General features: G+C 65.8%; 13 protein-coding genes. 8 read left to right on the plus strand and 5 right to left on the minus strand.

From position 1 onward, the window contains the following. Positions 1-38: 38 nt before the first annotated feature. From RBB31_RS19185 to RBB31_RS19205, 5 genes are all read left to right on the plus strand, one after another. Positions 39-863 carry a cobalt-precorrin-6A reductase gene (locus RBB31_RS19185; RefSeq protein ID WP_371931349.1) on the plus strand — a complete coding sequence of 275 codons (825 nt, stop codon included), beginning with the start codon at positions 39-41 and terminating at the stop codon, positions 861-863. Next, entirely contained in the window at positions 845-1,489 is a 645-nt protein-coding gene (locus tag RBB31_RS19190) for a DNA-3-methyladenine glycosylase (protein WP_306130863.1), read from the plus strand. The genes RBB31_RS19185 and RBB31_RS19190 overlap by 19 nt, the downstream gene beginning before the upstream one ends. After that, positions 1,486-2,151 (plus strand): alpha/beta hydrolase, encoded by a 666-nt coding sequence (locus RBB31_RS19195; protein WP_306130864.1) that lies wholly within the window; start codon positions 1,486-1,488, stop codon positions 2,149-2,151. The genes RBB31_RS19190 and RBB31_RS19195 overlap by 4 nt, the downstream gene beginning before the upstream one ends. A 330-nt stretch (positions 2,152-2,481) precedes the next feature. Continuing rightward, positions 2,482-2,952, plus strand: a complete 471-nt coding sequence (locus RBB31_RS19200) for a DKNYY domain-containing protein (protein ID WP_306130865.1) — start codon at positions 2,482-2,484, stop codon at positions 2,950-2,952. A gap of 39 nt (positions 2,953-2,991) precedes the next feature. Next, positions 2,992-3,720 (plus strand): hypothetical protein, encoded by a 729-nt coding sequence (locus tag RBB31_RS19205; RefSeq protein WP_306130866.1) that lies wholly within the window; start codon positions 2,992-2,994, stop codon positions 3,718-3,720. Here the strand turns inward: RBB31_RS19205 and RBB31_RS19210 are convergent. The 4 genes from RBB31_RS19210 to RBB31_RS19225 form a co-directional block, all read right to left on the minus strand. Beyond that, positions 3,611-4,255: a hypothetical protein gene (locus RBB31_RS19210; RefSeq protein ID WP_306130867.1), complete on the minus strand. Its 645-nt coding sequence runs from the start codon at positions 4,253-4,255 to the stop codon at positions 3,611-3,613. The genes RBB31_RS19205 and RBB31_RS19210 overlap by 110 nt on opposite strands. Positions 4,256-4,528: 273 nt before the next feature. Continuing rightward, complete coding sequence (locus RBB31_RS19215) at positions 4,529-5,434, minus strand: MBL fold metallo-hydrolase (RefSeq protein WP_306130868.1); 906 nt, start codon at positions 5,432-5,434, stop codon at positions 4,529-4,531. Positions 5,435-5,470: 36 nt separating this feature from the next. Further along, positions 5,471-6,355, minus strand: coding sequence for an MBL fold metallo-hydrolase (locus RBB31_RS19220; protein WP_306130869.1), 885 nt, complete (start codon positions 6,353-6,355; stop codon positions 5,471-5,473). Positions 6,356-6,423: 68 nt separating this feature from the next. Continuing rightward, positions 6,424-7,413 (minus strand): NAD(P)-dependent oxidoreductase, encoded by a 990-nt coding sequence (locus tag RBB31_RS19225; RefSeq protein WP_306130870.1) that lies wholly within the window; start codon positions 7,411-7,413, stop codon positions 6,424-6,426. On the opposite strand from RBB31_RS19225, the gene RBB31_RS19230 reads away from it, so the two are divergent. The 3 genes from RBB31_RS19230 to RBB31_RS19240 all read left to right on the plus strand — a co-directional run bounded on the left by RBB31_RS19230 (position 7,405) and on the right by RBB31_RS19240 (position 13,099). Continuing rightward, positions 7,405-9,879 (plus strand): penicillin acylase family protein, encoded by a 2,475-nt coding sequence (locus RBB31_RS19230; protein WP_306130871.1) that lies wholly within the window; start codon positions 7,405-7,407, stop codon positions 9,877-9,879. The two genes, RBB31_RS19225 and RBB31_RS19230, sit on opposite strands and share 9 nt — an antisense overlap. 236 nt (positions 9,880-10,115) lie before the next feature. After that, positions 10,116-11,927 (plus strand): ABC transporter ATP-binding protein, encoded by a 1,812-nt coding sequence (locus RBB31_RS19235; RefSeq protein ID WP_306130872.1) that lies wholly within the window; start codon positions 10,116-10,118, stop codon positions 11,925-11,927. 11 nt (positions 11,928-11,938) lie between these two features. Next, the gene (locus RBB31_RS19240) at positions 11,939-13,099 is read left to right on the plus strand and encodes a M20 aminoacylase family protein (RefSeq protein WP_306130873.1); all 1,161 of its coding nucleotides are present in this window, start codon (positions 11,939-11,941) and stop codon (positions 13,097-13,099) included. A gap of 5 nt (positions 13,100-13,104) precedes the next feature. Here RBB31_RS19240 and RBB31_RS19245 read toward each other — a convergent pair whose 3' ends face one another. After that, on the minus strand, positions 13,105-13,419 hold the full coding sequence (locus RBB31_RS19245; RefSeq protein WP_306130874.1) for a TraR/DksA family transcriptional regulator: 315 nt from the start codon (positions 13,417-13,419) through the stop codon (positions 13,105-13,107). Between the last annotated feature and the right edge of the window lie 57 nt (positions 13,420-13,476).

The raw sequence follows: 13,476 nt of genomic DNA on the forward strand, positions 1-13,476 counted from the left end.
CCCCCCCCCCCCCCATCGGTCGTATTGCGCGCAGCGCAATGCGAAATTGGCCCATTGGCGCGGCAGGCTTGCCCGCCTATAGTCCGCCCGACCATGCCCGCAAGACCGCTCTTCTCACCGCAAAGGCCACCTTCGTGACGCTCCTCCTGCTGGCCGGCACGGGCGAGGCCAAGACCATCGCCGCCCAATTGCATGCGAGCGGCATCGTGGCGGTGGCCTCGCTGGCCGGCGCCTCCCGCGCGCCCGCGCCACTGGCCATCCCCACGCGCAGCGGCGGCTTCGGGGGCGAGGCCGCGTTCCGCACCTATCTGAACGATCAGGCCATCACCGCCGTGCTCGACGCAACGCACCCTTTCGCCGCCCGCATCTCGCAACGCACCGCCCGGGTCTGTGCCGACCTCGGCATACCCTATTGCCAGGTCCTGCGCCCACCCTGGACGCCGGGGCCGGGAGACGACTGGATCTTGATCGATCACGAGGAAGAGGCGGCCAGCCACATCGCCCCGGGATCCACCGTCTTTCTCGCCACCGGCCGCCAGACGCTCCAACGCTTCGCCAACCTCTCGGCCTGCACCATCATCAGCCGTCAGATCAACGTGCCCGACACGCCCTTTCCCTTCCCCAACGGCCGTTTCCTGCCCGGCGACCCACCCTTTTCGGAGCAGCACGAATACGACCTTTTCAAATCGCTCGGCATCGACTGGCTCATCGCCAAGAACGCCGGCGGCCCCACGCCCCGCACCAAGCTGGACGCCGCCCGCCGTCTTGGCATCCGCGTGGCTCTCGTCAACCGCCCCCCGCAGCCCGACGCCCCCCGCGCCGAATCCGCGGACGAGGCGCTTGCATGGGTCCGTGCCCTGTGACCGAGCGGATCATCGAAACCCATGCGGACGTCGCCGAGGGCGTGGCGCACCTCACCGCGCTCTGCCCCCGCATGGCCCATGCCTATCAGCAGACCGGTCCGCTCCCCCTGCGCCGCCGCCGCGACGGCTTCGCCGAGCTTCTCTCGGCCATCGTCAGTCAGCAGGTTTCCACCGCTTCCGCCACCGCCATATGGGCCCGCTTGAAGGCCGCCCAGCTCACCGGCCCGCGCAAGATCATGTGGGCCTCCGACGACGACCTGCGCGCCGCGGGCCTCAGCCGCCAGAAGATCCGCTATGCCCGTGCGCTCTCGGACGCAGGCATAAACTTCAGGGCGCTCCGCGATGCTCCCACCGACGAGGTCATCGCCACCCTCACGCAAGTTCCCGGCATCGGCACCTGGACGGCCGAGATCTACGCCATGTTCTCGCTGGGCCGGGCGGATGTCTTCGCCCCCGGCGACCTCGCCCTGCAAGAGGCCGCCCGCCTCCTCTACGATCTACCCGCACGCCCCCGCGACCGCGCCCTGCGCGACATGGCCATCGCCTGGAGCCCGTGGAGATCGGTTGCAGCCCGCCAGCTCTGGGCCTACTACCGTGTGGCGAAACAAAGGGAAGGCATCAGATGACCCGCGTACTTCAGGCCGGCCGCAAGGAACCCATGTCGGGCACGACCCGCTCCGTCGTCGTCTTCCTGCACGGATACGGCGCCAACGGGGCCGACCTCCTGGGTCTCGCCGATCCCCTGGCCGAACACCTGCCCGACACGCTTTTCGTCGCACCCGACGCGCCCGAGACGATCCCGATGATGCCCATGGGCCACCAGTGGTTCCCGATACCGTGGATCGACGGCTCTAGCGAGGAAGAGGCCCATCGCGGGCTGCAGGCCGCCGCGAAAGACCTCGACGCCTTTCTCGACGCGCTCATGGTGGACGAGGACGTACTGCCCGAACAGGTCGTTCTCTTCGGCTTTTCCCAGGGCACGATGATGGCCCTGCACGTCGCGCCCCGCCGCGAGGACGAGATCGCTGGCATCGTCGGCTTTTCCGGCCGCCTGCTACAACCCGAGCTTCTGGCCGACGAGGTGGTGAGCCGCCCGCCCGTGCTGCTGGTCCATGGCGACGCCGACGACGTTGTGCCGCCCCAATCCCTTCCCGAGGCCGCCGAAGCGCTGCAATCCGCCGGCTGGAAAGAGGTCTACGCCCACGTCATGAAAGGCACCGCCCACGGTATTGCGCCCGATGGCCTGTCGGTCGCGCTCGCCTTCATGCGCGACAAGCTCAGCCTCTGAAGCGAAAGCGGTTTCGCCGTCCACCTGGCGCAATCAAACGCGGTTTCACCGGCCCCCGCGTAGGGTGGGTGAAAACCCACGCGCTCCCTGGTCACTCGCCGGGCACCCCGGTCGCCACCACATGCTGAGGCCGGGCCGGTATAAACCCCACCGGCACCGCGAATTGCCCCGGCACCCCCGCGGGCGCGGCCAAGGTCCAGGCAAAGATCCCCCTGTCGCCAGCAGGACCATACGGTTAACCATGCGGTCCGTACATCCCCCCGTGGTCGTCAGCCTTGTAACGGACGCCACGCGGGCCAACCCGTTTCGAGGTGCGCTTGCGGTCAGTGCATGGAACTTGACACCACGAAATTTGATATCCTGTCCCAAACCTACGTGCGCGACGCCGACACGATCTACCTGGTCACGGCCCGCAAGCTGAAGCCGATCAAATCCGCTGACGCCGACAGCTTCACCGCCCTCGGCCCCCTTCATGGCCGGGACGCCACCACCGGCTACTTCCGCGACAAACGCATGCGGCTGGCCAAGGGCAGCGGGCCTGCGGACCTGCGTCCGCCCGGCCATGTCTACGCCACCGACAGCACGCAGTTTTATTTCAGCACTCACAAGGTGCCGCCCCCCGACGGCATTGACCTCTGCGCGCCCGGCCTGCGCCTGCGCTGGTTTGACGAAAACGAGGTGAACATGCCCCATGTCGCACTGACCGACGGGGCAGGGGTCTGGATGTCCCTGACGACCGGCCCTGACACCTGGGCCCGTCTCGACGGTGCGGATTTCGACACGCTGGCACCCTTGGGCTAGGACGATACGCTGCCCTGGCGCGCGCCCTATTTCCGCGATGTGTCGCGCGTCTGGTACCGGGGCCTGCGCCTGTCCGATGCGTCCCCCGATGCGGACCGGGTCTGCGGCGCTTCGATGCTGACCGATGGCACCCGTGCCTGGGTCGGCGCCCGCCTGTTGGACGCGCCTGCCAGTGACCTCGCCTATGTCGACCGATATCACCTGCGCGACGATGCCGGTGCTGACGGTGTCCTTCTGCATCACGGCGACCGCGTCGCTTTTCACGGCGCGGCGGACATGACTCGCACGCTCGCCACCGCACGCCCCGCGGCCGAACGCGCCGACCTGACGCAGATCCTGCGCGATCTCTTCACCACCATGGCCACGCTCTTTGCGCATTACCCGCCTCTTGTCAGCCGGGTCAGCAAGGCGCTCTCGCACATGCAGGAAAACACACCCCCGGCGCCGGAGCTGCCGGACTTCACCGCCAGGCTCACCACCCACGGCCAGATCGCGCTCGACCTCGCGGACGGCTCCACGCTCAGCCAGCCCGCGACCGCGTGGTGCACGCTGGGCTGTCATCTCTGGGCGCACACCACCGGGCGCCCCGCGGCCTTTCTGCCCTATCCGCCGCTCGGCACGATGCTTCCGCGCAGCACCGACGCCCATACGCAGCTGATCAAGGCGCACAGTGCGGGTTTTCACGCCCTGATCGGCCCGACTTTGGCAGGCCGGTCATACCGATGCGGCCCGCACGCTGGCCCATTTCACGCTCTGTCTCGCGCGTGATCACCGCGCCTTGACCGAGGTTGCCCTGCAACACCTCGCCGACCTGCCGCGCGACCTCATGCCTGCGCTGCACTACCGTCCCGCGCATTGCCACTTCGGCTCCACCACCAACCTTGCCGTCGTGCGTCTGATCGTCGCCGATGGCTGGCTCGATGCGCCGGACATACGTGACCGTATCGACGTCATCAGCACCGTGCACGGCGCGCTTCTGTCGACCAGCAAGACCGCGTATTTCTTCAAGGAGATTCTGCCCGCCGTGCAGAACCGCTTCGCCGCCGAACCCGACGCCGCCGTACGTGAACAACTGGCCACACTGCTCGACGCCTTCCTCGTCAAGGGACAGATCGACGCGGAGGTGAACCGGCTGGTGCACCACGCCGCCATGCCGCCCGTCATTGAGCTCTGCATCGCCAACGCCAACAACACGGTCTTCAACCGCGCCCGCCTTGCCGAAACCCTCTGGGCGCTGAACCGTGACGCCGAAGCCGAAGCCACCGCCGAGACCCTCATCACCGAGATCGGCGAGGAGGCGCACCTGCCGGGCGTCTACACCAACCGCCACATCTACCGCACGCCGCGCCTGTGGTCTGCGTGGCCGCGTCGACACAAGCTGGCGCAAAGCCCCCGATCTCGATACCCACAAATCCCGCATCGCCACGCTCGAAGCGGAGTACTCCGCGCTTCTCGACCGCTACGGCGAAGACGCCGCGCAATGGCCCGAGACGCAGGACATCCGCTCCGCCATCGACCGATATGCCGCGGGGATCCGCGCCGCGTAGGGTGGGTGAAAACCCACGCGCCCGGGTCGCTAGAACTTGTTCACCGGGATCTTGAGATAGCTCTTTCCGTCTTCCTCCGGCTCGGGCAGCCGCCCGCCGCGCAGGTTGACCTGCAACGCTGCCAGCATCCGGTCGGGCAGCGCCAGCGTCGCATCCCGCTTCTCGCGCCGCACCACGTACTCGGCCTTGCTCGCGCCATCCTTCAAGTGAATGTTCTCGCGCTTCTGCTGGCCCACCGTGCTTTCCCAGGCAGGCTCGTCGCGACTGTCGGTGCCGTAATCGTGCCCGATGAAAACGCGAAACGCGTCCGGATGGTCCAAAATCCGCATGATGCTGTCATAAAGCTCCGCCGCCGTCCCGCCGGGAAAATCGCAGCGCGAGGTGCCGGCATCCGGCATCATCAGCGTGTCATGGGCAAAGATCGCGTCGCCCACCACATAGGTCACGGACCCCAGCGTATGGCCCGGTGACAACATCACCTTCACGTCCAGATTGCCGATCTTGAAAGTCTCGCCCTCCGCGAACAGCCGGTCGAAATGCGGATCGACCGGAAAGGCGTCAGGCATGTTGTAATAGTCCCGCCACAGCGCCGCGATATCGCGCACCTTTTCACCGATCCCCGTGGGCGCGCCGGTCTGCTCCTTCAGCCACGCCCCTGCCATCAGGTGATCCGCATGCGGGTGCGTATCCAAAATCCACTCCAGTTCCAGCCCGCGTTCCGCGATGTAATCCAGCGCCCATTTCGCCGGCGCGAACCCGGTGGAGAAGGACTTCGGGTCCAGCGTCTGCACCACGTCGATCAGCGCCGCGTGCCGCGTCTCGGGGCAGATGCAGATATACTGGCAACTGCCTGTTTCTTCGTCATAAAACCCGATCACCTTGGGGCTTCCCGCGCCGTTCGACGCCGATATCTTGCTCAGGATGTCGTCGCTCATGCGATCCCTCCGAATGCGCCTGGAACGCGCGGTGTCTTACAACCCGTTAACAGGCACCTTCAGCACCGGGTTCCCGTCCTTGTCCGTCGGTACCTTACCCGCCCGCATGTTCACCTGCAGCGAGGGGATGATCAGCCTGGGCATGGCCAGCGTCGCGTCCCGCTCGGTGCGGAACTTGACGAATTCATCCCGCGTCTTGCCGCCCCCCACGTGGATGTTGTGCGCCTTCTCGTCGCCCACGCTGGTCTCCCAAGCGATATCGCGCCCGTTGGGGCCGTAATCATGACACATGAACAAACGCATCGCGTCGGGCAGGGCCAGCACCTTCTGGATACTGTCATACAGCTGCCCGGCGTCGCCGCCCGGAAAATCCGCCCGGGCCGAGCCGCCGTCGGGCATGAAGAGCGTATCGCCCACGAAGGCCGCGTCGCCCATCACATGCACCATGCAGGCGGGCGTATGGCCGGGTGTGTACATGGCGAAACAGGTCATCCCGCCCACCATGTAGGTGTCGCCATCCTCGAAGAGGGCATCGAACTGCGACCCGTCGCGCTGAAACTCGGTGCCTTCGTTGAACACCTTGCCGAACGTGTCCTGCACGACCATGATCTTCGATCCGATCCCGATCCTGCCGCCCAGCTTTTCCTGGATATAGGGCGCGGCGGACAAGTGGTCTGCATGGACATGCGTCTCTATGATCCACTCCAGCCGCAGGCCCTGGTCCTCGATCTGCCGGATCAATGCGTCGGCATGGTCATAGGTGATCCGACCCGCAGCGTAATCTATGTCCATCACGCTGTCGATGACCGCGCAGGCGTCGCTGGCGGGGTCCTTGACGATATAGCTGATCGTGTTGGTGGCTTCGTCGAAAAAGCCCTGCACCTGCGGCGTCACGCCCATGTTCACCGGATAGTCGGTCATCTCACGCCTCCTCTACCTCTCTGTGCCTCCCGGCAGCAGCTGCAATCTCGCCGGCCCCGCCTCGCAACTCACCCCAGCTTGCGCAGCCGCCTGATCAGGCTCGACGTGTCCCAACGCCCGCCGCCCATCTTTTGCACATCCTTGTAATACTGATCCACCAGCGCCGTCACCGGCAGGGACGCGCCGTTCTCGTCCCCGGTCTTCAGGCAGATACCCAGGTCCTTGCGCATCCAGTCCACGGCAAAGCCATGCTCGAACTGGTCGTCCAGCATCGTCTCGTAGCGGTTCGCCATCTGCCAGCTGCCCGCGGCCCCCTGGCTGATCACCTCGACCACCGCGCGACCGTCCAGCCCCGCCTTCTCGGCGAAATGCAGCGCCTCGGACAGGCCCTGCACCAGCCCGGCAATGGCGATCTGGTTGCACATCTTCGTCATCTGGCCCGCGCCGCTCTCGCCGATCCGGCGGCAGAGCTTGGCATAGGTCTCCATAACCGGCTCGGCCTTGGCATACACATCTTCGTCACCGCCGCACATGATCGACAGTTGTCCGTTCTCGGCCCCCGCCTGACCGCCCGAAATCGGCGCGTCGACATAGCCGATCCCGGCCTCTTTGGCAGCCGCGTAAAGCTCTTCGGTCACCTGCGCCGACACCGTCGTGTGGTCGACAAAGGTCGCGCCTTTCGCCATGCCGGCAAACGCGCCATCATCGCCCAGGCAGACCGACCGCAGATCGTCGTCATTGCCCACGCAGGACATCACGCACTCCGCCCCCTCCGCGGCCTCGCGCGGGGAGGGCGCGTGGCGGCCGCCATGCTCCTTCACCCAGGCCTCGGCCTTGGCCGCCGTCCGGTTGTAAACGCAAACCTCATGGCCCGCCGATGCCAGGTGCCCCGCCATCGGATACCCCATCACGCCCAGTCCCAGAAATGCCAGCTTCGTCATCGTGTTCTCCCTCGTGCCGTCGGACCGCTTTTGTGATCGGCGGCCCCATTGTCTAAGCCGGGATTTGTGACTATCCCCACCGGAATGGCAACCTAACGTGGGTGGGGCATGGCGCAAGTGTTCAAATGGCTGGTGCGGATCGCGGGCGGGATGATCCTGCTCGGCCTGATCGCGCTGCTGGGCGTCTATTTCCTGCTGTCGCGCTCGCTGCCGGACTATTCAAAGGATCTCGAGGTCATCGGCATCCTGGAGCCGGTCGAGATCGTGCGCGACAACGCCAACGTGCCGCATATTTTCGGCACCAACGACCCCGACACGTTCTATGGCCTCGGATATGCCCACGCGCAGGACCGGCTGTGGCAGATGGTAATGTTGCGCCGCACCGTGCAGGGGCGCCTGTCCGAGGTGTTCGGCCCCCGCACCGTCGAGATCGACAAGATCCTGCGCCGCTTCGGCCTCTACACGCTGGCCCAGCGGTCGGTCGAGGCGCAGGACACCCAGACGCTCGCCGCCCTGCGCGCCTATTCCGCCGGGGTCAACGCGCGTCTGAAGGAAATCAACTCCTCCGCCCTGGGTCGCGGCGCGCCCGAGATGTTCGTGTTCAACAACCCCGTGGCGCCATGGACCCCCGCCGATTCCATCGCCATCGTCAAGCTCATGGCGGTGCAGCTGTCCGCGCATCTGGAAGAGGAAGTGCTCTACGCTCACGCCGCCCTCGAACTGGACGATCCCGACCGCTTGGACGACATCATGCCGCTTGCACCCGGCACCGGCATCGCCGCGCTGCCCGAATACGCCAGCCTCTTTCCCGAAGGCACCCAGTTCGCCCGTTCCACAGGCTCCGGCATCCCCGAACACCCGCTTTCCCCCTTCAAGAAGCGCGCTTTCGCCGGCGCCTCCAACGCCTGGGCCGCCGCGCCCAAGCGCTCGGCTTCTGGCGGCACGCTTCTTGCCAACGATCCCCACCTTGGCCTCACCGCCCCCGCCATCTGGTATCTCGCCCGGCTGGAATTGCAGACGGGCGGCGTCATAGGTGCGACCATCCCCGGCGTGCCCATCGTCATGGCCGGCCGGAGCGCCGATCTGGGCTGGGGCGTCACGTCGTCATACCTCGACGATCAGGACCTCTTCATCGAACGCCTGAACCCCGACAACCCGCAGGAATACCTAACGCCCGAGGGCTACAAGCCCTTCCGCACAGAAAGCACCATCATCCGCATCGCGGACCAGGCTCCCATCACTCTGACCCTGCGTTGGACGGAAAACGGCCCCGTGCTGCCCGGCTCGCATTACAACCTGGCCGACGTGACGCCCCCGGGCCATGTCGCGTCGCTCGGCTGGACGGCGCTTTCCGACAGCGACACAACACTGTCCTCGGCCATGACCCTGATGCGCGCCGCCTCGGTGGACGAGGCGATTGCGGCGGGCGAGGGCTACATCGCCCCCTCACAGAACCTCACGCTGGTCGATCAGACCACCATCGCGATGAAGACCATCGGCGCCATGCCCCGCCGCGACGCCGAGCATGAAACCCGCGGCCGCTACCCCTCGCGCGGGTGGGAGGAAAAGAACCGCTGGCAGGGCACGCTGGCCTATTCCGCCAACCCCGAGTTCAAGGCCCCGGCGGGCGGCATCCTGGGCAACACCAACAACAAGACCGTGGACCGCCCGTTCCCCAACCACGTCAGCTACAAGTGGGGCGACACGCAGCGCGTTTTCCGCTGGCGCCGCCTGATGCAGAACCGCGAGGTGCATACCCGCGACAGCTTCATCGAGGCGCAGCTCGACACCGTCAGCTTTACCGCCCGCTCGCTTCTGCCGCTCATCGGCAAGGACCTGTGGTTCACCGGCGAAGCCGCGCCCGACGGCACGCCGGAACGCCAGCGCCAGCGCGCGCTGAACCTGCTGTCCGAATGGAACGGGGAGATGAACGAGCACTTGCCCGAGCCGCTCATCTACGCCGCGTGGCTGCGCGAACTGCAACGCCGCCTGATCGTCGACGACCTCGGCCCGCTGGCCGACGAGTTCACCCATCCCGACCCGGTGTTCATCGAGCGCGTGTACCGTGACATCGACGGCGCGTCCGCTTGGTGCGACATCCGCCAGTCCACGGTTCAGGAAACCTGCTCGGACCTCGCCCGCATCTCTCTCGACGCGGCCCTCATCTGGATCGACGAGCGCTATGGCAGCGCCCTCGAAAGCTTGCGCTGGGGCGACGCGCACCAGGCCACCCACGATCACCAGGTCCTGGGCGAGGTGCCGCTGCTGCGCTATTTCGTCAACATCCGCCAATCCACCTCGGGCGGCGACAACACGCTTCTGCGCGGCCGCACGCGCGGGCAGGGGCCCGACCCGTTCCAGAACGTGCACGGCGCGGGTTATCGCGGGGTCTACGATTTCGCCGACCCCGACAGCAGCGTGTTCATCACCGCGACCGGGCAGTCCGGCCACTTCCTCAGCCGGCACTACGACGACATGGCCCAGCTCTGGCGTCGGGGCGAATACATCCCGATGTCGCTCGATGCCGATCTCGCCCGCGCCGCCTCGGTTGGAATCACCCGCCTGACGCCCGCCACGCCCTGAGGTGGGGGCGGCATTTTCTGCGCAGAAAATGGCCCGGAAAATGCGCATTTTCCGGCTCCAGAATTTTAACAAATTCTGGCCACGACCGTCCGGTCCGTTCATTCGGCACGCCTGACAGGAACACCGTCGCGATACCGCTGCAAATACCGACGCGATACCGACGTGGTTTCGGTCGTCGATTCGCCGTTCACCTTTCCCATTTGACCTCGCCGAATGCGGCGGGTTAACTCGATTTCATGCGCGACATGCCCCTGGCCCGGATTGTAAACCTGCGCGTCTCGTTCCGCACCGACGCGGGCGTGATCGACGCCGTACGGGATGTCTCATTTGAAATCGCGCCCGGCGAAACCCTTGCAATCGTTGGAGAATCCGGATCCGGCAAGTCCGTCACCTCGCTGGCCCTGATGCGCCTCGTGGGCTTTGACGGCGGACAGATCACCGGCGGGCAGATGCTTTTCGACGCGGGCCAAGGTCCGGTCGACCTTGGAAAACTCACGCAAAATCAAATGCGTGACCTGCGCGGCGCCCGCATCGGCATGATCTTCCAGGAACCCGCCACCGCCCTAAACCCGGTCTTCACCATCGGTTTCCAACTGACTGAAGGCCTGCGCAAACACCGCCGCCTCTCGCGCGCCGCCGCGCGGGCCAGGGCCCTGGAATTGCTGCAGGAAGTCCGTCTTTCCGAACCCGCTCGCCGTCTCACGCAATATCCCCATGAACTTTCCGGCGGCATGCGTCAGCGGGTGATGATCGCCATGGCCCTCGCCTGCGAGCCGCGCCTGCTTATCGCGGACGAGCCCACCACCGCGCTCGACGTCACCACCCAGGCCGAGATCCTCGCCCTCATCGACCGCCTGCGTCGTGACTTTGGCACCGCCGTTCTGTTCATCACCCACGACATGGGCGTGGTGGCCCAGGTGGCCGATCGCGTCGTGGTCCTGAAAGAGGGCGAAAAGGTCGAGGAAGGCCCCGTTTCGCAAATCTTTTCCGCACCTTCGCATCCCTATACGCAACGGCTTCTCGCCGCCGTGCCTCGCTTGGGCGACATGCGTGGAAAACCCGGGCCCGAGCCGTTCGCGCTCGACCCCGAAAAACCGTTGAGACCCGTTCCGGGGCAGGGCGCCGAACTCATGCGGGTCGAGCATCTCACCACCCGCTTTCCCGTCACCGGCGGCCTCTTGCGCCGCACCGTCGCCCATGTCCACGCGGTCGAGGATGTGTCCTTCTCGATCAACGCGGGTCAAACCCTCGCCCTCGTTGGCGAATCCGGCTGCGGCAAGTCCACCGTGGGCCGCTCGCTCTTGCGGCTGGAGGAGCCTGATAGCGGCCGGATCACGCTGGATGGCCAGGATATCACCGCGCTGCCCGCCGGGCCGCTGCGCCGCGCCCGGGCGCAGATGCAGATGATCTTTCAGGATCCATACGGCAGCCTCAACCCCGTTCTGCGTCTGGCCGAGCAGGTGGCCGAACCCTTGCGCAATTTCACGACCCAGACCAAGGCACAACGTACCGACCGCGTGACCGCGCTTTTCGATCGTGTCGGCCTGCCGCGCAGCTATCTCGACCGTTACCCGCACGAGCTGTCGGGGGGTCAGCGCCAGCGCGTCGCCATCGCCCGCGCGCTGGCGCTTAACCCGAAATTAATCGTCGCCGACGAAGCTGTCTCGGCGCTCGATGTCAGCGTTCAGGCGCAGGTTCTGGACCTGCTGATGGAATTGCAGGCCGAGCTGGGGTTGTCCTATCTCTTCATCAGCCATGACATGGCGGTGGTGGAACGGGTCAGCCATCACGTCGCGGTCATGTTCGCCGGGCGCATTGTCGAACGCGGCCCCCGCGCCGCGGTGCTGGAAGGTCCTCGGCACCCTTACACCCGCGCCTTGCTCAGCGCGGTTCCCGTCGCCGACCCGGCCCACCGGCGACAGGTAAGTGATTTGAGTTTCAAACCGATCCCGTCCCCTGTACACCCCAAGGATCACGACCCTGGCCCGTCGCTCTATCGCACTGTGGCCCCGGACCATGTCGTTCTGACCTCGGATTGTGGATACTGAAAGGACCGACCATGCCCATCAAGAACCGCTTTGCAGAAATGCAGGATGAGATCACCGAGTGGCGCCGGGACATCCACGAAAACCCGGAAATCCTCTTTGAAACCCACCGCACCAGCGCGCTGGTTGCCGAAAAACTGCAAAGCTTCGGCTGCGACGAGGTGGTCACCGGCCTGGGCCGCACCGGCGTTGTCGCGGTCATCAAGGGGCGCGAGGCCACGTCGGGCCGCACCATCGGCCTGCGCGCCGACATGGACGCGCTGCCCATTCACGAGGCCACGGGGCTGGACTATGCGTCCAAGACCCCCGGCGCCATGCACGCCTGCGGCCATGACGGGCACACCGCCATGCTACTGGGAGCCGCCAAGTATCTGGCGGAGACGCGCAATTTCAACGGCACCGCCGTGATCATCTTCCAGCCCGCCGAAGAGGGCGGCGGCGGCGGCAAGGAGATGTGCGATGACGGGTTGATGGAGCGGTTCGGCATCCAGGAAGTCTATGGCATGCACAACTGGCCGGGGGTCGAGCCGGGCCAGTTCGCCATCCGCCCGGGCCCGTTCTTTGCAGCCACCGACAAGTTCGACATCGTGGTCGAGGGCAAGGGCGGCCATGCCGCCAAGCCGCATGAGACAATCGATCCCACGGTGGTCACCGGCCACCTTGTAACGGCCCTGCAAACCATCGTCAGCCGCAACGCCGACCCGATCCAGCAGATCGTCGTCTCGGTCACCTCGATGGAAACCTCCTCGCACACATTCAACGTCATTCCTTCACGGGTGACGCTTATGGGCACCGTGCGCACTCTCAGTAACGAGATGCGAGAGCTGGCGGCGACCCGGATGAAAGGCATCTGCGATCATCTCGGCGCGGCCTTCGGCGCGCAGATCTCGCTGGATTACGAGTACAACTACCCCGTAATGGCGAACCATGACGAACAGACGGAATTTGCCGCCGAGGTGGCAAAATCGGTGTCAGGGCAATGCGATACGGCGCCTCTGGTCATGGGGGGCGAGGATTTTGCCTTCATGCTCGAGGAACGGCCGGGCGCCTATATCCTGGTGGGCAACGGTCCTTCGGCGCCGGTGCACCACCCGGAATACAACTTCAACGACGACGTCATTCCGGCGGGGTGCAGCTGGTGGGCCGGGATCGTGGAACAGCGCATGCCCGCCTGACGCGCCTAGGACGCGCAGGCGGTGCAACACGGCGTGTCCGGCAGGAACTCCAGTCGGGCTTCCGCGATGCTTTCGCCGCAGCGTTGGCAAGTCCCGTAGGTGCCGGCCTCGATTCGCGCCAGGGCGGCGTCGATGCGGCGCAACTCGGCCATTTCCTTGAGGCCGAGCATTTCGAGAACCTCGTCGCCCTGCCGCTCCGACGCGCGATCCTCCCAATCCTTGGGCGGGGCCTCATCCAACGCATGTTCTACCGCGCTCAGATGCGCGTTCAGCTCGCCGCGGCGTTCAACCAGGGCGTCTTTTTGACGGGCAAAGTTCATGGCGGCCTCCTGTTTTCTCGCGTGTCAAAGTATCAGGCCGAAAAATGGCACACCTTG

The organism is Roseovarius sp. MMSF_3350 (genome assembly GCF_030733425.1).
Taxonomy (GTDB): Bacteria; Pseudomonadota; Alphaproteobacteria; order Rhodobacterales; family Rhodobacteraceae; genus Roseovarius.